The 23,695-nt window shown below is 46.4% G+C and carries 22 protein-coding genes; 21 read left to right on the top strand and 1 reads right to left on the bottom strand.

Features of this window, described 5'->3' with window-relative positions; translation table 11 throughout:
• Positions 1 to 9 precede the first annotated feature (9 nt).
• The 14 genes from cbiD to NC238_08350 all read left to right on the top strand — a co-directional run bounded on the left by cbiD (position 10) and on the right by NC238_08350 (position 14,260).
• Positions 10 to 1,206 (top strand): cobalt-precorrin-5B (C(1))-methyltransferase CbiD, encoded by a 1,197-nt coding sequence (gene cbiD, locus NC238_08415; protein ID MCM1565960.1) that lies wholly within the window; start codon positions 10 to 12, stop codon positions 1,204 to 1,206.
• On the top strand, positions 1,203 to 1,904 hold the full coding sequence (gene cobI, locus NC238_08410) for a precorrin-2 C(20)-methyltransferase (protein MCM1565959.1): 702 nt from the start codon (positions 1,203 to 1,205) through the stop codon (positions 1,902 to 1,904). The genes cbiD and cobI overlap by 4 nt, the downstream gene beginning before the upstream one ends.
• A complete protein-coding gene (gene cobM, locus NC238_08405; protein ID MCM1565958.1) occupies positions 1,901 to 2,686 on the top strand; it encodes a precorrin-4 C(11)-methyltransferase in 786 nt (261 codons plus the stop codon). The genes cobI and cobM overlap by 4 nt, the downstream gene beginning before the upstream one ends.
• A complete protein-coding gene (locus NC238_08400) occupies positions 2,683 to 3,741 on the top strand; it encodes a cobalt-precorrin 5A hydrolase (protein ID MCM1565957.1) in 1,059 nt (352 codons plus the stop codon). Before cobM ends, NC238_08400 begins: the two co-directional genes overlap by 4 nt.
• Entirely contained in the window at positions 3,731 to 4,972 is a 1,242-nt protein-coding gene (gene hemA / locus NC238_08395) for a glutamyl-tRNA reductase (protein MCM1565956.1), read from the top strand. Before NC238_08400 ends, hemA begins: the two co-directional genes overlap by 11 nt.
• Before the next feature lie 8 nt (positions 4,973 to 4,980).
• Positions 4,981 to 5,709 carry a precorrin-3B C(17)-methyltransferase gene (gene cobJ, locus NC238_08390; protein MCM1565955.1) on the top strand — a complete coding sequence of 243 codons (729 nt, stop codon included), beginning with the start codon at positions 4,981 to 4,983 and terminating at the stop codon, positions 5,707 to 5,709.
• A complete protein-coding gene (cobK, locus tag NC238_08385) occupies positions 5,706 to 7,034 on the top strand; it encodes a precorrin-6A reductase (protein ID MCM1565954.1) in 1,329 nt (442 codons plus the stop codon). The genes cobJ and cobK overlap by 4 nt, the downstream gene beginning before the upstream one ends.
• A 76-nt stretch (positions 7,035 to 7,110) precedes the next feature.
• The gene (gene hemC / locus NC238_08380) at positions 7,111 to 8,007 is read left to right on the top strand and encodes a hydroxymethylbilane synthase (protein ID MCM1565953.1); all 897 of its coding nucleotides are present in this window, start codon (positions 7,111 to 7,113) and stop codon (positions 8,005 to 8,007) included.
• Positions 8,008 to 9,507, top strand: coding sequence for a uroporphyrinogen-III C-methyltransferase (gene cobA, locus NC238_08375; GenBank protein ID MCM1565952.1), 1,500 nt, complete (start codon positions 8,008 to 8,010; stop codon positions 9,505 to 9,507).
• 28 nt (positions 9,508 to 9,535) lie between these two features.
• Positions 9,536 to 10,522, top strand: a complete 987-nt coding sequence (gene hemB, locus NC238_08370) for a porphobilinogen synthase (protein ID MCM1565951.1) — start codon at positions 9,536 to 9,538, stop codon at positions 10,520 to 10,522.
• Between the two features lie 30 nt (positions 10,523 to 10,552).
• On the top strand, positions 10,553 to 11,830 hold the full coding sequence (gene hemL / locus NC238_08365; protein ID MCM1565950.1) for a glutamate-1-semialdehyde 2,1-aminomutase: 1,278 nt from the start codon (positions 10,553 to 10,555) through the stop codon (positions 11,828 to 11,830).
• A gap of 86 nt (positions 11,831 to 11,916) precedes the next feature.
• A complete protein-coding gene (locus NC238_08360; protein MCM1565949.1) occupies positions 11,917 to 12,312 on the top strand; it encodes a CbiX/SirB N-terminal domain-containing protein in 396 nt (131 codons plus the stop codon).
• Positions 12,300 to 13,568: a precorrin-6y C5,15-methyltransferase (decarboxylating) subunit CbiE gene (gene cbiE, locus NC238_08355; GenBank protein MCM1565948.1), complete on the top strand. Its 1,269-nt coding sequence runs from the start codon at positions 12,300 to 12,302 to the stop codon at positions 13,566 to 13,568. Before NC238_08360 ends, cbiE begins: the two co-directional genes overlap by 13 nt.
• A 65-nt stretch (positions 13,569 to 13,633) precedes the next feature.
• Positions 13,634 to 14,260, top strand: a complete 627-nt coding sequence (locus NC238_08350; protein MCM1565947.1) for a precorrin-8X methylmutase — start codon at positions 13,634 to 13,636, stop codon at positions 14,258 to 14,260.
• A gap of 237 nt (positions 14,261 to 14,497) precedes the next feature.
• Here NC238_08350 and NC238_08345 read toward each other — a convergent pair whose 3' ends face one another.
• Positions 14,498 to 15,751, bottom strand: a complete 1,254-nt coding sequence (locus NC238_08345) for an AraC family transcriptional regulator (protein MCM1565946.1) — start codon at positions 15,749 to 15,751, stop codon at positions 14,498 to 14,500.
• A gap of 272 nt (positions 15,752 to 16,023) precedes the next feature.
• On the opposite strand from NC238_08345, the gene NC238_08340 reads away from it, so the two are divergent.
• The 7 genes from NC238_08340 (at position 16,024) to NC238_08310 (ending at position 23,649) form a co-directional block, all read left to right on the top strand.
• A complete protein-coding gene (locus NC238_08340) occupies positions 16,024 to 16,467 on the top strand; it encodes a chemotaxis protein CheW (GenBank protein MCM1565945.1) in 444 nt (147 codons plus the stop codon).
• Positions 16,468 to 16,885: 418 nt separating this feature from the next.
• Positions 16,886 to 17,635 carry a methyl-accepting chemotaxis protein gene (locus tag NC238_08335; GenBank protein MCM1565944.1) on the top strand — a complete coding sequence of 250 codons (750 nt, stop codon included), beginning with the start codon at positions 16,886 to 16,888 and terminating at the stop codon, positions 17,633 to 17,635.
• A gap of 248 nt (positions 17,636 to 17,883) precedes the next feature.
• Positions 17,884 to 18,207: a hypothetical protein gene (locus NC238_08330; protein MCM1565943.1), complete on the top strand. Its 324-nt coding sequence runs from the start codon at positions 17,884 to 17,886 to the stop codon at positions 18,205 to 18,207.
• Between the two features lie 72 nt (positions 18,208 to 18,279).
• A complete protein-coding gene (gene secA2, locus NC238_08325) occupies positions 18,280 to 20,658 on the top strand; it encodes an accessory Sec system translocase SecA2 (protein MCM1565942.1) in 2,379 nt (792 codons plus the stop codon).
• A 116-nt stretch (positions 20,659 to 20,774) separates the two neighbouring features.
• Complete coding sequence (gene larC / locus NC238_08320; GenBank protein ID MCM1565941.1) at positions 20,775 to 22,010, top strand: nickel pincer cofactor biosynthesis protein LarC; 1,236 nt, start codon at positions 20,775 to 20,777, stop codon at positions 22,008 to 22,010.
• Positions 22,011 to 22,012: 2 nt separating this feature from the next.
• Positions 22,013 to 22,642 (top strand): LysE family translocator, encoded by a 630-nt coding sequence (locus tag NC238_08315; GenBank protein ID MCM1565940.1) that lies wholly within the window; start codon positions 22,013 to 22,015, stop codon positions 22,640 to 22,642.
• 65 nt (positions 22,643 to 22,707) lie between these two features.
• Positions 22,708 to 23,649 carry a 1,4-dihydroxy-2-naphthoate polyprenyltransferase gene (locus NC238_08310; GenBank protein ID MCM1565939.1) on the top strand — a complete coding sequence of 314 codons (942 nt, stop codon included), beginning with the start codon at positions 22,708 to 22,710 and terminating at the stop codon, positions 23,647 to 23,649.
• Positions 23,650 to 23,695 lie beyond the last annotated feature (46 nt).

The raw sequence follows: 23,695 nt of genomic DNA, 5'->3' as shown, positions 1-23,695 counted from the left end.
ATAAAAATAATGAATCATGACATCCACCATCTAAACGATGAACAAAACAGTCCACAAAACAGTCAATCCGGTGAACTCTTTGTCATCAAACAGAATAAGAGACTGAGATGCGGCTTTACTACGGGATCCTGTGCGGCGGCGGCTGCCAAGGCTGGGGCGGTAATGCTGCTCTCAGGAGACCTGTGTACAGAAATAGCCATTGCGACACCGAAGGGAATACCGGTTGCGATGCAGGTGCTGGAAGTTCGGAGAGACATGAACCAGGTGACGTGTGCTGTAAAAAAGGACAGCGGCGATGATCCGGACGTGACCAACGGCATCCTTATTTTTGCGACGGTCGCCAGAGCGAACCATAATAATATTCAGGTCGATGGCGGCCAGGGCGTCGGCAGAATCACTAAGCCCGGGCTTGCCTGTTCTATAGGAGAACCGGCCATCAATCCTGTTCCCAGAAGCATGATTATGGCGGAGGTGGCGAAAGTCTGTGCCGAGTACGGATATGAGGGAGGCCTGGAAATTACGATATCAGTTCCGGAAGGGGAGGCCATTGCCAGGAAAACCTTCAATCCACGGCTGGGCATTGTTGGCGGAATCTCTATTCTGGGAACAATAGGGATTGTCGAGCCGATGAGCGAAAAGGCCCTGATCGATACGATTCGACTGGAGATGAATCAGCAGAAAGAAAAGGGCTGCAGAGATCTGCTGGTCTGCCCTGGAAATTACGGTGAGACTTTTGTCCGCAGCACGCTGGGACTGGAGAGTTCTCTGATCCATTGCAGTAATTATATCGGTGAAATGCTGGATTTTACCGTGGAATTGGGCTTTGACGGCCTGCTGCTGATCGGACATGCCGGAAAATTGGTCAAGCTGGCAGCGGGCATTATGAATACCCACTCCCGCTATGCGGACTGCCGCATGGAAGTTATCGCCGTACATGCTGCCTTACACGGCGCCGGGAAGGAGACAGTCAAAGAAATTATGGCCAGCCTGACAGCACCGCAGGCCGTTACGGTATTAGACCGGCACGGGCTTAGAAGCCAGGTATTTGAGTCCATCATGTTAAAAATTGATGAATATGTGAATTACCGTCTGCAGAATAAGGTGAAAGCCGGTGTGATCCTGTATTCCAATGAACAGGGTATCCTGGGCAAAACACCGCAGGCGGATGAAATAGTCAATAAAATAAAAAGGATGAAGCCATCATGAAAGCAGCATTATATGGAATAGGCGTAGGTCCGGGAGACTTTGAACTGATGACCTTAAAGGCCGTCCGAATCATCAGCGAGGCAGATCTTATTGCTGTTCCGCGGACGGATGAAAAAGAAATGACCGCCTGGAATATTGCAAAACAGGCTGTAGACCTCTCCACAAAAGAAATACTGGAACTTTACATGCCGATGACACGGGATGCCCAAATGCTGGAGCAAAGCCATCAGGAAGCAGCTGAACAGATCATCGACCAGCTCAAACAAAACAAATCTGTGGCTTTTCTTACGCTGGGGGATCCGTCGATCTATTCCACATACATTTATCTGCATAACCGGGTTTTGGAAGCAGGCTATGATGCCCGGCTGATTCCAGGGGTCCCCTCCTTCTGTGCTGTAGCAGCAAGGCTCAATGTGCCTCTCTGCGAGGGTGCCCAGCCGCTGCACATTATCCCCGCATCCTATGAAGGATCCTTTGATTACCTGGACTGGAGCGGAACCAAGGTGCTGATGAAGTCAGGAAGGGAATTTGGCAAGGTTAAGGAAGAGCTTATAAGCAAAGATCTGGTTAAGCATACCCAGATGGTGGAATGCTGCGGGATGCCGTCGGAGAGGGTTTTAAAGGATATCGGTGCAGCCGAGGGGAAAGCGAGCTATTTTTCCACGATCATTGTGAAAGAAAAGGAGATTGTCAGATGATTTATTTTATTGGGGCTGGTCCGGGCGCGGTAGATTTAATCACGGTTCGCGGAAAGACGCTTTTGGAACAGGCCGATGTTGTGATTTATGCAGGCTCGCTGGTCAACCCGGAGCTATTGAATGTTACGAAGAAGGAATGCGCTGTTTACGATAGTGCCGGGATGACACTGGAAGAGGTGCTTGCCGTGATGGTTCCTGCCACCCGGGCAGGTAAACTGGTCGTGCGTCTGCATACCGGCGATCCAAGTATTTACGGAGCGATCCGTGAGCAGATGGATCTGCTTGATGCCGAGGGCCTGTATTACGAAGTCGTACCTGGAGTCAGCTCATTTTTCGGAGCCGCTGCTTCCTTGAAGAAGGAGTATACATTGCCGGATATCAGCCAAACTGTAATTATCACCCGCATGGAAGGAAGGACCCCGGTACCGCCTAAGGAAGACATTGCTCTCCTGGCGTCGCACCAGGCAACCATGGCAATTTTCTTAAGTACAGGGATGCTGGAAAACTTAAGTACCAAGCTTATGGAGGGCGGTTACGCCGCTGACACTCCGGCAGCGATCGTTTATAAGGCAACCTGGCCGGATGAGAAGCAGTTCCACTGTACGGTAGGGACATTGGCGAGAACAGCTAAAGAGAACAATATCACCAAAACGGCCTTGATTCTAGTGGGCAGATTTTTGGGAAACAACTTCGAAAGATCTAAACTTTACGATCCGGCATTTACGCATGAATTCCGGGAAGGAAACGATCTACTGTCTTCTTGGACCGAGGGTTTGAAATGAAGATAAGCATCCTGGCTTTTACCGCCAATGGAGTCGCTCTCAGCCTGAAAATAAAAGATCTGTTGGATGCTCAAGGCAATCATACCGCCTGCTATCAGCCGGAAAAACTTACCGGGACCGTCAATACAGCCGGCATGGCAGAGCCCATTGCCCCGGATTTAAAGGGGTTCACAGGCAGACAGTTTGCAGAAAAAGACGCGCTAATTTTTGTTGGGGCTTGCGGGATTGCCGTCAGGGCAATCGCCTCCTTTGTTCAGGACAAGACGAAAGATCCGGCCGTTTTGTGTATTGACGAAAAGGGACGGTTCGTTATACCGCTCCTCTCCGGCCACATCGGCGGCGCCAACATGCTGGCGGACAGGATATCCGAAGCGCTAAACGCAATCCCTGTGATAACGACTGCAACGGATATAAACAGGCTTTTTTCGGTCGATGAATGGGCAGCTTTCCATGACGCCTGGATTTCGGATCTGAAAGCAGCGAAAGAAATTTCGGCACGACTATTGGCAGAAAAGCCGGTCGGGTTTTATAGCGAGCTGGACATAGAAGGAGAGATGCCGCGTTTATTGGAGAAGAATGAAAACAACATGGGTATTGGCATTTGTATTTCTTTAAATGACAGATTAAAACCCTACCCCATAACGCTGAATATCGTTCCCCGGACGGTGTATCTCGGAATTGGCTGCCGAAGAGGTACGCCGCTGCAGTGTATTGAGGATCTTGTCCTTGAGCAGTTGGGCAGGAACAGCATCAGCTTTCAGGCCATCGCGGGCATTGCCAGTATTGACCTCAAAACAAAAGAAAAGGGTCTGCTTAATTTTGCCGCAAAAAATAATCTGCCACTGCATTTTTTCAGTTCAGATGAACTTCTTTCCGTACCAGGCAAATATACAGAATCGGAATTTGTAAGCAGTATTACCGGTGTCGGCAATGTCTGCGAGCGGGCTGCCGTAATGGCAAGCGCAGGCGGGGGGCTGATTAGCCGAAAAGTATCCGGGAATGGTGTAACAATAGCTCTTGCCCAGAAGAAATGGAGGGTTAGCTTTGAATATTAGAATGATCGGCATCGATCATGAAAAAGCGTCATTAAAGGAACGTGAAATGTTTGCCTTTACACCGATTCAAAGCAGACAGGCCATGGAAGCTGCTGTAAAAAATTATGGTGTGGAAGGTGCTGTGATTATATCCACCTGCAACCGTACGGAGCTATGGGTCAGCGAAAATGAAGGATCCCTGGTTGATTTGAAAGAAATTCTCTTCGGTTTGAAGCGAATTGTGAAGGAAGACAGGGATAAATATGAGTACTTATTCGTTATTCGGCAGTCCCGTGAGGCCTTTGTTCACCTCTTTCAAACCGCCTGCGGATTGAAGTCTCAGATTTGGGGAGAAAGCCAAATTTTGTCCCAAATTAAAAAAGCCATTGAAGAAGCCAGAGAGACAGGTACTGCTGACCTTTATCTGGAAAAACTTTTTCAGATAGCCATAACCTCAGCGAAAAAGGTAAAAACACAGATCCAGCTGACAACGACGGATGTATCGGTAGCAACGAAAGCCCTGGAGCGGATTCAGGAGGTCTTTCCTGACTTGGGGGAAAAGCGGTGTCTGGTCATTGGCAACGGCGAAATGGGAAAGATTGTTGCCGCGCAGCTTGCAGATTATGGGGCGGAGGTTTTGATCACCTTAAGACAGCGTAAACACGGGGCTTATTTATTGCCGAAACAATGTACGGGCGTGGATTACGAAAAACGCTACACTGTGCTAGCCGATATGGATGTGGTGGTAAGCGTGACGTCCAGCCCACATTATACGATTAAAGCTGATGCCTTAGTACCAGTCCTGGCACAGAACCACAGGCCGAGAATCTTTTGTGATCTGGCAGTACCGAGGGATATCGAACCAAAGGTCGGGGACATGGAAAATATTTTGTTACTGGATATGGACAATCTGGGTCTCGGGAAGGCAGACCTCAGAAACCAGAATGCTTTAGCAGCAGCTTATGAAATCATTGATGAACATATTGACAAGTTTATAGAATCATTTGAAATCCGCAGTTATCTGCCACTCCTGCAAAGCATATCCAATTCAACATCGGAAAAGATATGCCGGAATTTGCAAAAAGATCTTGCGTACCTGAATTTAAGCGACCAAGACAAAGCATCGTTTGAAAGCAGGTTGGCGCAAGTGGCAGAAAAGGCAGTAAGTTCAGTTCTGTTTGGGTTCAGGGACAGCATAGATCGGGATCTGTGGGACGAATGTTTTACAAATTTAGAGAAAGTAGTTAGGTAAGACAGGTAATGAAAATATATGTCGTAGGATTAGGACCGGGCGGACCGGAGCAAATGACTAACCGCGCGCGGGAAGCGCTTAAGGCCAGTGATATTCTAGTCGGATATACGCTTTATATCAATTTAATCAAGGATCAGTTCCCAGATAAAAAGTTAATTGCTACGCCGATGAAGAAAGAGGTGGATCGCTGCAGGACCGCTGTTGAAAAGGCACTGGAAGGTGCAACGGTTGCTGTGGTCTCGAGCGGGGATGCCGGAGTCTATGGCATGGCAGGAATCGTGCTGGAGCTTGCAGAGCCGTATCCTTTCCTCGAGGTGGAAGTTATACCAGGAATCACAGCTGCCTGCAGCGGCGCAGCTGTTCTCGGTGCTCCGCTTATTCATGACTTTGCAGTTATCAGCCTAAGCGATCTATTAACGCCGTGGGAAAAGATCGAAGCTAGGCTTGCAGCGGCAGCCCAGGGAGACTTTGTCATTGTGCTATATAACCCATCAAGTATCAAAAGGCATGATTATTTGAAAAAGGCCTGCGATATTGTGATGCGCCACCAGAATGCCAGCCTGCCGTCGGGTATTGTCAACAGCATCGGCAGAGAGGGCGAGAATTATGAGATTGTCTCCAGCCTGACTGAATTAAGAGAGAAGAAGGTTGATATGTTTACGACTGTCATTATTGGAAATTCACAGACAAGAGTAATCAATAACAAACTGGTGACACCAAGAGGATATAAGAAATGATGAAGATGCCGGTATTTTGGATCATTGCCGGGACAACAGAAGGCAGGGAGCTGATCGATGAGCTGCGGCGAAGTAACGCGAAAGTGTATGTTTCAGTGGCCACGGATTATGGCAGGGAGCTAATCGAACCGGATCAAAATCTTCACATCCAAGCGCGACGTTTGAACCGGGAAGAAATGGCCGCCTTCATTCGGGAGGTTCAGCCGGACTGTGTCATTGATACAACACATCCTTACGCCCAAATTGTTACGGACAATATCTGCGAAGCTTGCCGCGAAACCGCAACGGACTATATCCGTCTGCAAAGGGAACCGGGTAGATTGGTCTCAAATAATCCGTCATTTAACACGAATATATTAGAAAACATGATTTATGCGGACAACAGCGAGGATGCGGTACGGGTATTAAATGATAAGACCGGGAACGTCTTTCTGAGCTGCGGAAGCAAGGAGATTGAAACGTTTACCGGAATCAAGGACTATCAGGAGCGGGTATTTGCCAGGGTCCTTCCGGTGCGGGATGTAATGGAGAAGTGTGAAAAGCTGGGCTTTAAGAAGTCTAATATAAGCTATATGCAGGGCCCATTTTCCAAAGAGCTGAACATTGCCATGCTGAAAGCATCCCAAGCAAGATTTCTGGTGACAAAAGACTCCGGAGAGACCGGAGGATTCCAGGAAAAAATTGAAGCAGCGCGTGAGCTGGGAATTACGGTGGTTCTCATCAGGCGGCCGGAACAACTGGAGATATTGGAACGTTCGGGTAAAACAAATAAAGAAGATGCGCAACAGCATACGTTTTACAACAAGGAACAGGTTTTGCACAAGCTTGCCAGGGACTATTCTCTGAAGAAGCACTCGAATCAGCTTTGGTTTCCCCTTTTTGTTCCTCTTCAGAATAAAAAGATCGTTGTCTTTGGGGGCGGAAAGATTGCAACAAGAAGAATCAGGACCTTGCTGCCATTTAATGCCGACATGACCGTGATTACTCCCGAACTTGTCCCGGAACTTAAACAAGAATTGGCAGGTAATGAAAAAGTCACTTTGCTCTGTCGCAAGTATCAGAAAGGGGACTGTAATGGGGCTGACCTGGTTCTGGCAGTAACCAATGAAACACAAGTAAACCGTCAAATTGCCGAAGAATGCACCCGGTATGGAATCCCTGTCAGTGTCGCAGATCGTAAGGAGCTATGTACGTTCTATTTCCCGGCAGTGGTCAGGAAGGGAAATGTGGTGATCGGGCTCACGGCCAGCGGGGAAGACCACACGAAGGCTAAGAAGACAGCAGAGAAGCTGAGGCTATACATGAATGAACACTTGGACGAATAAATAATGACGAATAAATAACATAATGAAATAAACGAACAATAAGTTACTTTGATTAAATGAGAATAGAGGTAGCCGAATGGGAAAAAGAAAAATAATTGTCGGCAGCCGAGAAAGCAGGCTGGCGGTGATCCAGTCACAATTTGTTATGGAGCAGATCCGGAAAAATTATCCTGAACTGGAACTTGAGCTTATTACGATGAAGACCACAGGGGACGTTATTTTGGAACAGACGTTGGACAAAATAGGAGGAAAAGGCCTTTTTGTGAAAGAACTGGACAGGGCGCTCTGTCAAGGTGTAATAGATATCGCTGTTCACAGTTTAAAGGATATGCCGGCAGAAATACCGGAGGACCTGCCGATTACGGCATTTTCTAAAAGAGAAGATCCTCGGGACGTACTGGTTCTGCCGCAGGGGACAGGATCTATAGAAAATGTTGACAAAGAAAAGGCTGTTGGCTGTTCCAGCGCACGCCGAACAATTCAGTTTTTAGATCTGTATCCCGGTCTAGATGTCAAGCCTGTGCGGGGCAACGTACTTACCCGGCTCAAAAAGCTGGACGAGGGCGAATTCAGTGCTCTGCTGCTGGCTTTCGCAGGACTTAAGCGGCTGTCACTGGAAAACCGTATCAGTAGGGTGTTTTCAACAGAGGAAATGATCCCCTCTGCCGGACAGGGAATCCTGGCGATTCAGGGCAGAAAAGGCGAGGATCTCAACTTTTTGGCGTGTATCAACGACAAAGATGCTCAGACAGCAGCCCTGGCTGAAAGAGCCTTTATTCAAAAACTTGACGGCGGGTGCAGTTCACCTGCTGCGGCATTTGCCGAAGTGCATGGTACAGAAGTCAGGATCACCGGCCTCTATGTCGATGTTGAAACCGGTGAAAAGGCCAAAGGCAGCATGACCGGCGATCGTAGGGATGCGGCGGAAATAGGATACAGATTGGCAACGAGACTACTTGCGGAGGTAAGATAGATGGAGCAAAAGAGAACGGGAAAAGTTTGGCTGGTTGGGGCAGGCCCGTCTGATGCAGGACTGCTCACCGTAAAAGGGCTGCGTGTTCTTCAGAATGCAGAGGTTGTCATCTACGACAAGCTCGTAGGTATTGAAATCCTCAATTTAATCCCTAAAGACGCAAAAAAAATAGATGTCGGCAAGCTGCCGACCTATCATCGTATCCCGCAGGACGAGATCAACCGGATTCTGCTGGAAGAAGCCCTGGAAGGCAGGACAGTCGTTCGTCTGAAGGGCGGAGATCCGTTTATGTTCGGACGTGGCGGAGAGGAATTGGAACTGCTCCATGAACATCAGGTTCCGTTCGAGGTAGTGCCGGGGGTAACATCGGCTATCGCGGTTCCTGCTTATGCAGGAATCCCGGTAACCCACAGGGACTTTTGTTCTTCCCTGCATATCATTACTGGACATACAAAAGAGGGAGAGACTCCGAATATTGATTTTCAGGCTGCTGTAAACATGAAAGGAACGCTGGTATTCCTGATGGGAGTATCGGCGATCAAAAGTATTTCCGAAGGGTTGCTGGATGCTGGAATGGCTTCGGATATGCCGGCGGCGGTCATCGAAAGAGGGACGACAGCAAGACAGCGCAAGCTTCTGACGACAGTCGGCAACCTGCCGGATGACGCTGCAAAGGCGGAAATCCGCAACCCATCTGTTATCGTAATCGGCCAGGTCTGTTCCTTGTCCGAGAATTTCGAATGGGCAGGGAAGCGTCCGCTTGCAGGTAAACGTGTGGTGGTAACACGTCCGGAAAAACTTAATTCCGTCCTTAGTCAGAAGATCAGAGATCTCGGCGGGGAAGCTTTGGAATTCCCATGTATCCAAACCAGACCAATAAGCGACAATAAAGCATTTAATGCTGCACTGGAGCGGATCAAAGAATATAACTGGCTTGTTTTTTCCAGCGCGGCCGGCGTAGAGGCTCTCTTTGACAGAATGTACGAAATGGGGAGAGACATCCGTGACCTGTACGGGATTAAGATCGCGGTTATCGGAGCCGGGACGGCCAAGGTGTTTACCCAGCGCGGCATTCGCATTGAGTATATGCCGGAAAGCTATAACGTCGTCAGCCTTGCCAGCGGCCTCGTCAACGTTCTGACACCTGGAGAAAAAGTGTTGGTCTTACGGGCCAGGGAGGGCTCGGAAGATTTGAACCGTATTTTTGATCAAGAGGGAATCTGCTATGAAGATATTCCGGTTTATGACACGTTCTACGAATCGGACAGCAACATTTTTGCGAAAGAAGCGATCTTATCTTATGATTTTGATTATGCTGCATTTACAAGTGCTTCGACAGTAGGAGGATTTGTCAGCGCCCTGCCGCAGCTGGATTTTACAAAGGTGATGGCAGTTTGCATTGGTGAAGAAACAGCCAAAGCCGCCCGAAGTCACGGGATGAAGTGTATTATTGCCGAAAAAGCTACTTTGGACAGTATGATTGAGGCAATCTCGCAGTAGCAGTAAATGGCAGCTAAAGGAGGTACCGATGGAAGCGATCAGACCGAGAAGATTGAGAAAAGACAACGTTACCCGGGAGTTGGTACGTGAAACTCGTCTTTCTAAAAGTGCCCTGATCTACCCGATATTTATCAAGGAAGGCAGTGCAATTGAAGAAAATATCGCAGCGATGGACGGCCAGAAGCGCTACAGCCCGGACCGGGTTGAACATGCGGTGGAAACCGTCATCAAGGCTGGTATCGGCAGTGTTCTGCTTTTCGGGGTACCGGAGCACAGTCGCAAGGATGAGACCGGAAGTGAGGCCTATAACGAAAACGGTGCCCTGCAGCAGGCTGTTCGGAAAATCAAGTCGAGCTTTCCACAGATTAATGTCATTACAGATGTATGCCTTTGCGAATATACCAGTCACGGACATTGCGGCCTATTAAAAGGCAAGGAAGTGGATAATGACGACACTTTGTCAATACTGGCCAAAGTGGCAGTATCCCATGCCCAGGCCGGTGCAGATATGGTAGCGCCATCCGATATGATGGATGGACGGGTACAAGCCATCCGCGAAGCGTTGGACCAACACCATTTTACGACCCTACCGATTATGTCCTATTCGGCCAAGTATGCATCCTCCTTCTATGGACCTTTTCGGGAGGCAGCCGGATGTGCACCGTCTTTCGGAGACCGGAAAACTTATCAAATGGATTATCATAATCTGCGGGAAGCCGTCCGGGAATCAGAACTTGATGTACTGGAAGGGGCGGACATTTTGATGGTCAAACCGGCTCTGGCTTACCTGGATGTGATTGCCAAGCTCAAAGAGACATTTGACCTTCCCCTGGCTGCTTACAGTGTCAGCGGAGAGTACAGCATGATCAAGGCTGCAGCCAAGGCCGGAATGATTGATGAAGCCGCGATGATCTGTGAAACGACCGTGGGTTTTTTCCGGGCAGGAACCGATATGCTGATCACATATTTTGCACCGGAGATTGCGGCGTATATCAGTGAAGGAAGAATCGGTTAAGATTTAACAGTTAAAAGGCAGGTACAAGCTATGAAATCGGAAATTTTATATGAAAAGGCTAAACAGCTGATGCCCGGCGGAGTCAACAGTCCTGTGCGTAATTTTCAGTCTGTCGGCGATACGCCGCGCTTTATCAGCCGTGCCAAAGGGGCAAGACTCTATGATGTAGACGGTAACGAGTATATCGACTATATCGGCTCTTGGGGGCCGATGATCCTCGGACATGCCAACCCGGAAGTGCTTAAGGCAGTGACGGCAGCGGCTGAAAATGGCTTGAGTTTTGGCGCTGCTACAGAAGCAGAGGTCATGATGGCCCAATTGATCTTTGACCTGGTTCCGTCGATTGAAATGATTCGGATGGTCAATTCCGGAACAGAAGCAACGATGAGCGCAGTACGTGCAGCCCGCGGCTTTACCGGTAGAAATAAAATCATAAAATTTGAAGGCTGTTACCATGGGCATAGCGACGCAATGTTGGTCAAGGCAGGATCGGGAGTTATGTCTTCCGGTGTACCGAGCAGCCTCGGTGTTCCTCCGGGATGCGCCGTTGATACCCTGACAGCGGTATTTAATGATATTGGCAGTGTGCAGGCCTTATTTGAAAACAATAAAGATCAGGTTGCAGCAGTGATTGTTGAGCTTGTACCTGCCAATATGGGTGTTGTCCTGCCGAAGCCGGGTTTCCTGCAGGAACTGCAAAAGCTTTGTACTGAAAACAGCACATTGCTTATTGCCGATGAGGTTATTACTGGATTCAGGCTTGGTCTTGGCGGAGCCCAGGAACTGTTTGGCATCAAGCCGGATTTAACGGCTTTTGGAAAAATTATTGGCGGCGGCATGCCGGTCGGGGCATACGGAGGAAGAAAAGAAATTATGCAGCAGGTCGCACCCTGCGGAGGAGTCTATCAGGCAGGGACCTTAAGCGGAAACCCTGTGGCCATGGCTGCAGGTATTGCGCAGCTTTCTATTCTTAAAAACAACCCACAGATCTATACGCATATCGATAGTCTCTCAGTAAGACTAAGCAACGGATTACGGGAACTGATCAAAGCTAGAGGCCTAAAGGCGACGGTAAACAGTATCGGCTCGCTTTCGACGCTGTTGTTTACCGAACGGGAAGTCTATAATTATACCGATGCCTTGACCAGTGATACGAAGATGTATGGACGATTCTTCAGTGCCATGCTGAATCAGGGAATTTATCTTGCCCCTGCGCAATTTGAAGCGGCATTTATCTCTAATTCCCATACGGAAGTGGATATTGACCGGACGCTGGAGTGTGCAGAGAAGGCCTTAAGATCTCTCTAAATTTGAATAACCGATTTCATTAGAACACCAGGTAATGAAGTTAGAATCTTCAATTAAGGAATTATTTTTGGAAAGGGAAGAGTGCGATGACGGGAATTTTAATCTTAGCTCACGGTAGCAGACAAAGTGAAACGGAAAATACGCTGCAGAAAATCATTGAGATGGTAAAGGAAGAACTGAAGTCCGATCTTAATACCAATTTAATTGAATATGCTTTCCTACAGTTCTCGGATAACAACTTGGAAACTGGCCTGAAAAAACTTGTTGACCGGGGAGTTACAGAGATCAAGGTCATTCCGTATTTCCTGTTTGACGGCGTTCATATCCTGGAGGATATCCCGGCTGAAATTGATGGATTCTTGAAAGAATACCCCAATGTAAAAATCAGCTTTGGACAAACTTTGGGGGCAGATAAGAGACTTGCACAAATTGTTGTCGATCGGATAAAGGAAATGAGCGGTGACGCAAAATGCTGCGGCTAAACATTATTGGCATGGGTCCGGGCAATCTCCTGCAGCAGACTCGTGAGACAGCGGAGGCGATAGAACGAAGCCAGTGTCTGATTGGTGACAAGCGTATCCTGGCAGGATTGATGGACTTGGCAAATGGAAAAGATTTATATTATGCAACCCATGACCGGCAGATCAGGGAACTTCTGCATACGCTGCAATCGGCCGGCACATGCACCTATGAAGTTTCTATTCTGGTGTCTGGGGATGTTGGTTTTTACAGCCTGGCAAAGTCGCTCCTCAGCACACTGGAATCTGAAAACCTTGTAGCTTTTCAAAATATCCGATTGATCTGTGGAATCGGATCACTTCAGTATTTTGCTTCGAAGCTCAGAACTGCCTGGGACGATGCCGTGATCTGCAGCCTGCACGGCAGAGCCAACAATATCGTCGGAAAAGTGATGAATAACAGGAAGGTATTTGTTCTGACAGGTGGAGACCAGAACCCGGCATCCATCTGCAGGAGACTTTGTGATTTCGGCTTAGCTCATGTCAAAGTCAGTATTGGTGAAAACCTATCCTATTCGGATGAGAGGATTTGCACCGGAATGGCCCAAGAATTTATTGAACAGCCCTTCGCCTCACTGAGTGTCATGATAATTGAAAATGTAACGCCGCTGGACCGGGCCTGCATCACGCACGGGCTTCCAGATGAATGGTTTGTGCGTGGTGATGTGCCTATGACCAAACAGGAGGTCCGGGCGGTTTCTCTCTCTAAGCTACGTCTCCGCCAGGGCGATACCACCTACGACATTGGAGCCGGAACCGGTTCTGTTGCACTTGAAATGGCACTGCAGCAGTCGGATGGATTTGTCTATGCGATCGAAAAAAAAGATCAGGCGGTAGAGCTCATCCAAAGGAATAAAGAGAAATTCGGTGTGAAGAATCTTATTGTTATCAAAAATACGGCACCGGACGGAATCGCAGAGCTTCCGCCACCGGATAGGGTTTTCATCGGCGGCAGCAGCGGCAATTTGAAGGAAATACTCGATACGGTTTATGCCAAAAACCCGGTTGCGGGAATTGTTATCAATGCGATTACGCTGGAAACCCTGAATGAAGCCATGGATTACTATAACGATCAGACTGTTTATGACGTGGAGATTGTTCAAGTAATGGTCTCCAAAGCCAGAAAGCTGGCGAATTATCATCTCTTTACGGGACAGAACCCGGTGTTTGTGTTATCGGTCTGGCCTGTTGGAGTAAGCGTAGCGCATAAAGAAAGCTAAAATAAGACATGAATCAAAATGAACCCCCCAATATTAACCCAGAAAAAGTAGGAAGGTAAATAATCATGGAGCATCGATTTGAAAATGTACTGCCAGAGGAGATTGAAAAAAGAAGCTTTGCGATCATCACAGAAGAGCTTGGGGATATCCAACTGGATATGGAGAAAGCCCCAATCATCAAGCGGGTGATCCATACTTCGGCGGATTTTGATTATGTTCATAGCTTGTGTTTTTCCGACAATGTCGTGCAGATTGCGCTTAGTGCCATTAAAAATGGGGCATCGATATTAACAGATACAAAAATGGCCAGCGTTGGAATTAATGCCGGCAAACTAGGCGCATATGGCGGAAAGGTTTACTGCTTTATATCCGATCAGGATGTAGCACAGGAAGCTAAAGAAAAGGGCAGCACACGCGCGGCTGTTTGCATGGAGAAGGCCAGTACCATTACGGAACCGTTGATCATCGCCGTCGGAAATGCACCTACAGCACTGATCAGACTGGACCAGCTTATTCGGTCAGGACAGATTAAGCCGGTACTGGTGATTGGAGTTCCTGTCGGCTTTGTCAACGTTGTGCAGTCTAAAGAGCTGATCATGCTTTCCGGCGTTCCCTACATCGTAGCCAGAGGCCGAAAAGGCGGAAGCAATGTTGCTGCAGCCATTTGCAATGCACTTCTTTATTCGCTTTAAATTTTGACCTATGGTCAAACGACACCTACACCTTGACAATTTGACATTGTAAGCCGTTAGGTGTGCCCGCGTATACGCCACGAAGCAAGAAACTTAAAGAAATCTCCGATATTGGAGATTAGATGACATCTGGATAAATAAAAGACTTGTTCCCAGAATTTTAATAATAGAGACTAAAAAACGTCCGGGCATTTAGCAATGTGCCGGATGTTTTAATTTATCTAGTTTTAATTTATTTTAACAACCCTTTTTTCGAAATTCTAGCGGGGTCATCCCAACTATGCCTTTAAAAATAGAATTAAAATGGTTTTGATAGTTATATCCCACCGCATCAGCAATCTCCTTAATGGGCTTATTGGAATTCAGCAAAAGATCCTTGCTTTGCTCAATCCGGATTTTATTAATATTGCCTGCAAGTGTTAAGTGTGTTTCTTTGTTTATTTGACTGGAAAGATATGAAGGGCTTAGGCCAAGATACCTAGCCAGCTGATTTAAAGTGATCTTTTCAGCATAATAACGTTTGATATACTGTAAAGCCCGGTTTATATGGATCGAATATTCCTTACAGGTTAAGACAGAAACGGCGTGTGTAAACACTTTAGAGATTTCTACCATTTGAATAATAATCTCTTCAGGTGAACTCTGTTTATTTATCTTGACAATAAAACGCTCCAGCAGAGACATCATCCGTTCATAGGGAGCATTTCCCTGAATGGCATAAAGACAGCAAATACTGCCTGTAATGATGCAATTTAATTTTAGGGAAGAAATATATTGCTTATCGTAGGCCCGTGTTTGCCATAGCAAGTCCCCGGATTTTCTGAGAAGCAGTTGTATTCCTCTTTCATCTCCGCGGATGATGTTATCTCTAGCACTCTTAAGAAAAAAATAAATCATGTCATAATGGCTTTTTCTATCCTCCTCCAGGCAGGGATTAAGCAAATTCTTATATCCTGCCTTGGGATCTCTTTCTTCCCAGCAGTGAAAACTTTGCTTCGAGCCGACTAATGTCTTGACATTGGGTTTACATAACACAAGGAGCAATCTTCCCAGGTAATCAATACGTTTTAAAGTGGTCAAAGGCACTGTTTTCAACGCGCTCTTGAACTCCTGCTTTTTCTGAAAGGATAATAATCGAGACCTAAGAATATTATCCAGAACTATTTCTGGAGGATCATGAACGATGAGCGGCCCAGAAACCACCGCTCCTATTTTTTTTGTTTTGTACCCGATCCTTACAATGTTATAGACAAAGAAGTTCTTGGTAATAACAGTATGATAAGTATTCAAGTCAAAAGAGTCTTGTTCAAACAAAGCTGTAAGAAAATTGATGATTTCACCAAACTCAAAATAGTCCATCAAGAATGTATAGTTGGATCCTCTTAGAATTGAAGGGTGATTAACCAGTGTTAACGGGACGTACAAGGTTGTAATTTCTGTAGCACCATAAAACGTTTCGACAATTTTTCTGACTATTTCTTTCTGCTGCATCACATTTTTCTCCTTTCCTTCGTTTATCTAGTACGTTTAGCCAAATATTGTTTCAATTATCTAAATATTTTATCAATATTAATTATTTATAAAGCTATAATAATATTTGTTGCTTTTTTCTTATTTTTGGGAAATATTTTAAATTCAAATTTATTAAAAAAGTTTCTGTTTGGGATTATTAGCTTTAGTCTATCGTTTTGATATAAATATAACCTATTTAAACGATAGCATAAAAAATACGATATAAATAACTATAAAAAGGGGGTGATATTTTGAAAAATATTCAAATGGTGGTGTTTGCTGTGGGCAAAGAAGATTACGGCATTGACATTTCTTGTGCCCAGGAAATAATACGAATTCCCAAAAACATTACCAGAGTGCCGAACATGCCTTCTTTCATAGAAGGTATGTTAAACCTCAGAGATCAAGTTATTCCCGTGGTAGACCTTAGAAAAAGATTTGGTCTTGAAAACACGGAAACAGAAAATGACAGCCGGTTGCTGATACTTAACCTGGAAGGAATGCTTTTAGGCAATATTGTGGATGACGTTTCGGAGGTTCTGAGTGTAGGTGAAGAGTCCATCGAAAGTTTATATGTCGAAATCGCTCATTTAGGCAATAATTGCATCAAAGGGATCTGTAAAGTTGAGGATCGCTTGATTATGCTTCTGGATGTCACGAAATTAAAAAACGAAATATTTGCATCTGTTAGTTAAAAATGGAGGAACAAATATGATTAAATTTTCGGCTTTAGATTCATGCAAATCCTTGGCAGAAACCCTAGGCCATCTGGTTCCGGGCGGAATTATGTTTTGCGTAACGGAAGGAGATACAATTGTTTGGAGATTTTCTTCAGATTCTTTCCACTTAGATTCGTTTGAGGTTGGGTATCATGTTGAGAGCAACAGCGTGATGATGAATGCAGTGCGTAATAAAAAAACAGTCTCACAGAATGTTCCCCGGATCGTCTATGGTCAACGACTCATCATTGTCGCTATGCCAATTATTGATGATACTGACAATGTTCTCGGTGCATTTTCTGTTTTTCTACCGAAATTACACCCTGTGGCTGCTGCCTTTAAGGATTTTGCCCCTGTTTTGGCTGAGATGTTCGAGGAAGGTTCGGTTATTTACATGACGGATTTAACTCAGGTTGTTTACCGGCAGGCTTCTCGAAAATTTGATATATCGTCTCTTCCTGTTGGCCATGTTATTCAGGAAGAAGATGTTGCTTCCCGGACCATCAAAACGAAAAAGCCTATTTCAGAAGAAGGTGGAGCAGAGATATACGGTTTCCCTGTTTTAGAAACAAATTACCCGCTCTTTGACGAAGACAATCCTGACGAAATAGTCGCTTCTCTGGGAGTCATTATCCCCAAAAAAACAGCAGCACACCTGCGCATTATTTCAGGAAATCTTGAAGATGGCTTGTCTGCAATTTCTGCAGCAATTGAAGAGCTCGCAGCGGAGGCTACGAGTATTCACTCCAACGAACAAAATCTGAACAACAATATTAAGGAAATTATCGGCCTTTCTGAAGAAATTAATAAGGTTTCTATCTTCATAAAAGAAATAGCGGACGAGACAAAAATGCTTGGTCTGAACGCAGCAATTGAGGCCGCCCGAGCCGGGGAATCAGGCAGAGGATTTGGTGTTGTGGCGGAAGAAATAAGAAAGCTTTCAGAACAATCTAAGAGCACTGTTCCCCGAATCCAGGAATTAACGGATACCATTAAAGCCAAAGTGAATGATGCTGGAGATATGAGTAAAAGTTCATTGCATGCCAGCCAGGAACAGGCTGCAGCAACAGAACAAGTCACAGCCAGTATTGAGGAAATTACCGCAATGTGCGGAGAATTAAATGAGATGGCAAAGACTTTATAAGCTCAATTTATGGATGTTCCACATAGAACAAACCCTAAGCAAGTAGAGGCTTAGGGTTTGTTGATATTAATTATTGTTCATTTTTCTTCGGTTTTTTTGGGGGGAGGATATTTGTCGTGCAGGGTATATGTCTGCCGTCTGACAAGGGCTTTCTATGTTTATACACGGATTGGCGTAGATTATTTTTTCTAATGGGATATTTTTAAGCGAAGATATTTTGTATAATAAGATTCAAAGAGGGTATGAGAATGTTGGATTTGTTTATCCTGGGGCTGATGATTTCAGTACTCATTCCGGTGGTAAATAGGATCCGGAAAACAATTTTACAGGGGATGCAATCCCGGGCCTATGCAGCCTGTTCGGTGTTACTCTGGCTGTATATTGCTGAGAGGGAGGCGCTTCGCAATGGTTTCCTGTGTCAAATGCTATGCGGAAGCCTGTTTCTTTCTGCTGCTCTTTTTGCGAGTGCTTCGAACCACTTTACCCTATCTTTGGATATTGTCTTTTTCTTCACGCTGATGCTGCTTATTATGTTCCATCTCCTGAAACTTGTCAGAAACCTTTCTTTGTAATAATCCGGAATGGCTGTCGGTATTAATTCCTGACAGCGGAATTTCTGTATATTTATAAGGAGAGGTATTTTTATGTTTAAATTTCTTACGGATAGACTCAATCCAGCCGGATTCAAAGCGAAGCTGGAACAAATCAGCTGGTTTATGAGGCAGCGGGAGTATGCGCTGACCTATAATTTGAAAGCCTATGATGCCATACTGAAACAAATCGAACAGTACCGACTTGCTCAGGCAGACGAGAAGCAAATAAAAGAAATCGGGAAGCGTTTAAGACTCCTGGCCACAAGCGGAAGTTCGCTTGATTTGCTGATGCCGGAAGCTTTTGCGCTGGCCAGGGAGGCATCACGCCGGGTCTTGGGCCTGTTTCCTTTTGCGGAACAACTGATTGCGGGGATTGTGTTGCATGAGGGGAAGATTGCTGAGATGCAGACTGGAGAAGGTAAGACCCTGTCAGCAGTCATGCCGGCTTATCTGAACGCTTTAGCCGGAAAAGGTGTACATATCCTCACATTCAGCGATTATCTGGCAGCCCGGGATGCCAGCTGGATGGGACCGGTCTATGAATTTCTTGGACTGTCGGTTGGATGTGTCAGCGAAGGTATGGCTTTAACGGAACGGCAAAAGGCTTATTCGGCGGATATAACCTATGCCTCGGCTAAAGAAGCGGGTTTTGATTATCTGCGGGATTGCCTTTGTTTGGAGCAGCAGGAGCTGGTTCAGCGCCCGTTTCATTATGCAATTATTGACGAGGCCGATTCAATTTTAATTGATGAAGCACGGATTCCGCTGGTGATTGCCGGAGAAATGAGCGGGGGCAGAGAGGATCTGTCCCACCTCGCCGGACTGGTGAAAGAATTGCGGCCTCTCCTGGATTTTGAATTAAACCAGAACGGCAATCATGTCTTTTTAACTGACAGCGGACTTCAGCATATAGAAAAAATGCTGAACAAAAGTAATCTTTACCAGGCCCAAGATCTTCAGCTGCTGGCTAGGGTAAACTGCGCGTTGCATGCAGAGGTCTTGCTCAAAAGGGATAAGGACTATATTCTTCGCAACGACAGGATCGAACTGATCGATCCATATACGGGACGTATTGCCGACAAACGCCACTGGCCCGAGGACATTCAGGCAGCCGTGGAGGCCAAAGAAGGTATAAATTCGGGGAAGAACGGGATGATTTTGGGATCAGTCACGCTGCAGCATTTTTTAAGCTTATATCCGAAGATTTCTGGAATGACAGGAACGGCCGTAACCTCAGCCGGTGAATTCAACGAATTTTACGGCATGGAGGTTGTTGTCATTCCTACCCATAGGCCGTGTATCCGTGCAGATCATCCTGACTGGATATTTACAAGCCGGGAAGCCAAGCAAAAAGCATTACTCGAAGAGATTAACAGGGTACATCTCCGGGGCAGGCCTATACTGGTCGGAACAGGAAGCGTCGCAGAGTCGGAGTCTTTGGCGGCTGACCTCCGTCAGGCGGGAATCGCGTGCAGGGTCTTAAATGCCAAGAACGATGAAATGGAAGCCGGAGTCATTGCGCAGGCCGGAGAACCGGGAGCGGTTACGGTTTCTACGAATATGGCCGGCAGAGGTATCGATATCAAGCTGGGCGGAGCCAGGGAAGAACAAAAAGAAAAAGTGATGACTGCCGAAGGCTTATATGTCATCGGAACAAGTCTTTTTGAAAGCCGCAGGGTGAACAATCAACTCAGGGGAAGAGCTGGAAGACACGGTGAACCGGGAGAAAGCAGATTCTTTATCAGTCTGGAAGATGAACTGATCAAGAATTATCAGCTTGCCCGCTTTATTCCGAAAGACCATTGTCCTCAGGATCAGGAAGGTCCCGTTTCAGATCCTGTTGTCAGACTCGAAATAACGAGAGGAATCAAAATGATTGAGGGATATCATGAAGATATCCGGAGACAGTTGTGGGAGTATTCCTCGATGATTGAGCACCAGCGGCGGATCGTTGTTGAGAAAAGATTCCGGATCCTGAGAGATGAAACGGTGTTGCATCATTTGCAGCTTCAAGCTACGGAAAGATATCTGTCTTTGTCTGAGAAATATGGAACGAAGCTTATGCAAAAAATTGAAAAACAGCTTACGCTTCATTATCTGGATAAATGTTGGGCGGAATATCTTGCCTATATCTCCGATGTCCGGGAGAGCATTTATTTGGTAGCGCTGGGCAAAAAAAATCCGCTAACGGAGTTTAACCGCATTGCTATGGAAGGCTTTCGAGAATTGTCCGATAGAATTGAGACGGAAATTGTCAGTGCGTTTCATACCGTTCAAATTGATCAGAACGGAATTGTGCACAAAAAAGAAGTCCTGCAAACTCCTTCAGTAACCTGGACTTATCTTCTGAATGAGAACGGGAACAACTTTTTATGGTTATGGCGGCACAATTCTGCGAAAAATCACAAGGATTATTCAAATGAATGTTGAATTGAGTATTTAGGATCTTACGCAACGCCCAGCTGGTTATGGACAGAGCAATGGTTATTGCCGGCGGGGGATTTTTTGGGAACGAATGTAGTGGCAACTGTAAAAAGAGGTGGCTGATGAAAGTTATCTATTATGACTGTTTCAGCGGCATAAGTGGAGATATGAATCTTGGAGCGATGCTCGATCTTGGCGTCCCAAAGGATCATCTGCTCGCTGAGCTGGCTAAACTTCAAATCAATGAGCAATATACAATAAACATCCGTTCTGAAAGCAAGCATGGAATTGAAGGCACACGCGTAGAGATAACGGTTGAAGATCCCGTGAACCACCATTCCAGCCAGCAGGCGAGAACGTTAGCCGATATCACTAAAATGATCAGGGAAATTGATTTGTCAGCAGCTGTGAAAGACAGAAGCATCCGGACATTTGCCATTCTGGCGGATGCGGAAGCAAGGGTTCATGGAATAAAGGCCGAGCAAGTCCATTTTCATGAGGTCGGGGCTGTGGATGCGATTCTCGATATTGTCGGGTCGGCTGTTTGCCTGGAATACTTGCAAGCTGACAGGATCGTCGCTTCCAGTGTGGAACTTGGTGGTGGATTTGTGCGCTGTGAGCACGGCCTGCTTCCAGTTCCTGCACCGGCCGTAACAGAGCTGCTCCAGGGTGTCCCGGTAAAGACCGGAATCGTGCCTTTTGAGACGACGACGCCCACAGGAGCGGCTATTCTGGCTGCGAATGTTCAAGAATATACGGACAATGTGGATATGATCATTCACCGGACCGGTTATGGGATTGGCCGGCGGGATTTGGAAATACCCAATATTCTACGGGTATATCTTGGGGAGAGAGCTGAAAAGACTGCTCCCGGATTCAGACAGCAGGAAAGACAGTGGATGCTGGAAACGAATATTGATGATATGAATCCGGAATTCTATGAATATATTGAAGAAAAGATGGTTGCTGCCGGAGCCCTGGACGTCTTTAAAACGCCGGTGATCATGAAGAAGGGGCGGCCGGGGTCAAAATTAAGCGCTTTAGTCAACAAGGAAGGGATCTCAGCTGTCGGGGAAGTTATTTTGCGGGAAACATCGGCGATTGGTTTGCGCAGTTATCCAGTTGAAAAAACGATACTCCGCCGGGAGAATATGCTGATGCAGACCCGGTACGGTCCGGTCAATGTAAAATATTCTTATTTAGATGCGGAAAGAATCAAATCGAAACCGGAATATGAAGACTGTAAAAGACTTGCCAGGGAGCATGACCTTCCCTTAAGCGAAATCTATGCTGAAGTTTACAGACTGCTGCCCAAAGGCAATCGATCCGGAGCTTTAAATCAAGAGAGGAAGAACTGAACGTGTTTTCATTATCTGCGGTCCTGCTGTTTATTACCTCGTCCATTGTACTGATCCTGGCACCCGGTCCGGACATTGTATTTTTGATAACCCAGGGTATAGCCAAGGGAAAGAAGGCAGGCATTTTTACTTCAATCGGGCTGACGTTGGGTAATTCGGTTCATACGTTGGCCGCGGCGCTGGGGCTATCTGTCATATTCAAGACGTCAGAAGTCGCCTTTGTTCTGTTTAAAACCTGCGGGGCGCTTTATCTTTTTTATTTGGCATATAAAGCGATCAAACATCGGAATGACCCGCTGACTGCCGGTGTTGACCAACAAGGGTTCGATCACCGCGGCCTGCTGCTGCGAGGTTTCTATATGAATGTTTTCAATCCGAAAGTCGCCCTTTTTTTCCTGGCATTCCTGCCTCAGTTTGTCAATTCTGAATTTGGCAGCGTTCCTTTGCAGATGATATTCTTAGGGCTTATCTTTATGGGGCTTGTTGCGCTGATTTTTGGATTTATCGGTTACTCGGCCGGCTCTTTAGGAAATTGGATTTTAGAGAAGCCCGGGTTTTCCAAGGTTATGAATATTGTCTCGGCGACCATCTTTGGAGCAATCGGCTTTAAGCTTCTGACCAGCACAAGATAAAAACGAACTTCGAATGAATGATGAGGAACCGAATAATCATAGACTGAGTCAAAGGAGCAATCATAATGGAAACAAAATCATCCCCTTCGGGGGCCAAGATGCAATCAAACCGCAGGGAGGTTTTATGGCGGTTGTTTCGTCCGCACACCCTTACGGCCTCATTCATACCGGTTCTGATTGGTTCGGCACTGGCTTGGCAGATTAGAGACGGCTTAAACTGGGGACTGGTAGCGGCAATGCTGATTGCTTCAATCTTAATCCAGGCAGCCACGAATATGTTTAATGAGTATTACGACTTTATCCGGGGACTGGATACAGCGGAATCCGTTGGCATCGCCGGTGCGATCACCAGGGACGGAATAAAAGCAGGGACAGTTCTGAGTCTGGCTTTGGTTTGTTTGCTGATTGCATCACTGCTGGGTATTTACATCTGCAGTAGCAGCAGTTGGTGGCTGGCCCTGATTGGCCTGGGCTGTATGGCTGTCGGTTATTTGTACACGGGTGGGCCTTACCCGATTGCCTATACGCCTTTTGGAGAATTGCTGGCCGGGCTCTTTATGGGATCAGGAATTATTTTGATTGCCTATTTTGTTCAGACCGGCAGCATTAACTGGGACGTCTTTTTAATTTCTGTTCCGAATCTGATTCTAATCGGAGCAATCATGATGTCCAACAACATACGTGACCGGGAAGGGGATCAGCTGAACGGGCGCCATACACTCGCCATTCTGTTGGGACACCGCAGGGCTGTACAATTCATGGCGGGAATGTTCCTGGTGGCCAATCTTTGGGTAGTTGTACTTACCCTGGCAGGTGTTCTGCCTGTCTGGGCACTATTGGTCCTGCTGAGCATTCCGAATGCTCTTCAGGCCTTGAACGGATTCCGCAACAAAAAATTCCCGGCTGAAATGATGCCGGGAATGAAAAGTGTGGCTCAGACCAATACACTTTTTGGGATTTTGCTTACCATTGGTTTGTTAATTGAACTAGCCGTAAGTCAACTGTAATAGAACGAAAAGCGGAAAGGCAGTGGAACTACCGGTTCAGAGGCAT

This window comes from Dehalobacter sp., assembly GCA_023667845.1.
In the GTDB taxonomy this organism is placed as follows: Bacteria; Bacillota; Desulfitobacteriia; order Desulfitobacteriales; family Syntrophobotulaceae; genus Dehalobacter.
Note: the sequence above shows the minus strand (reverse complement) of the source record. Positions and strands in the feature narration are given on the sequence as shown.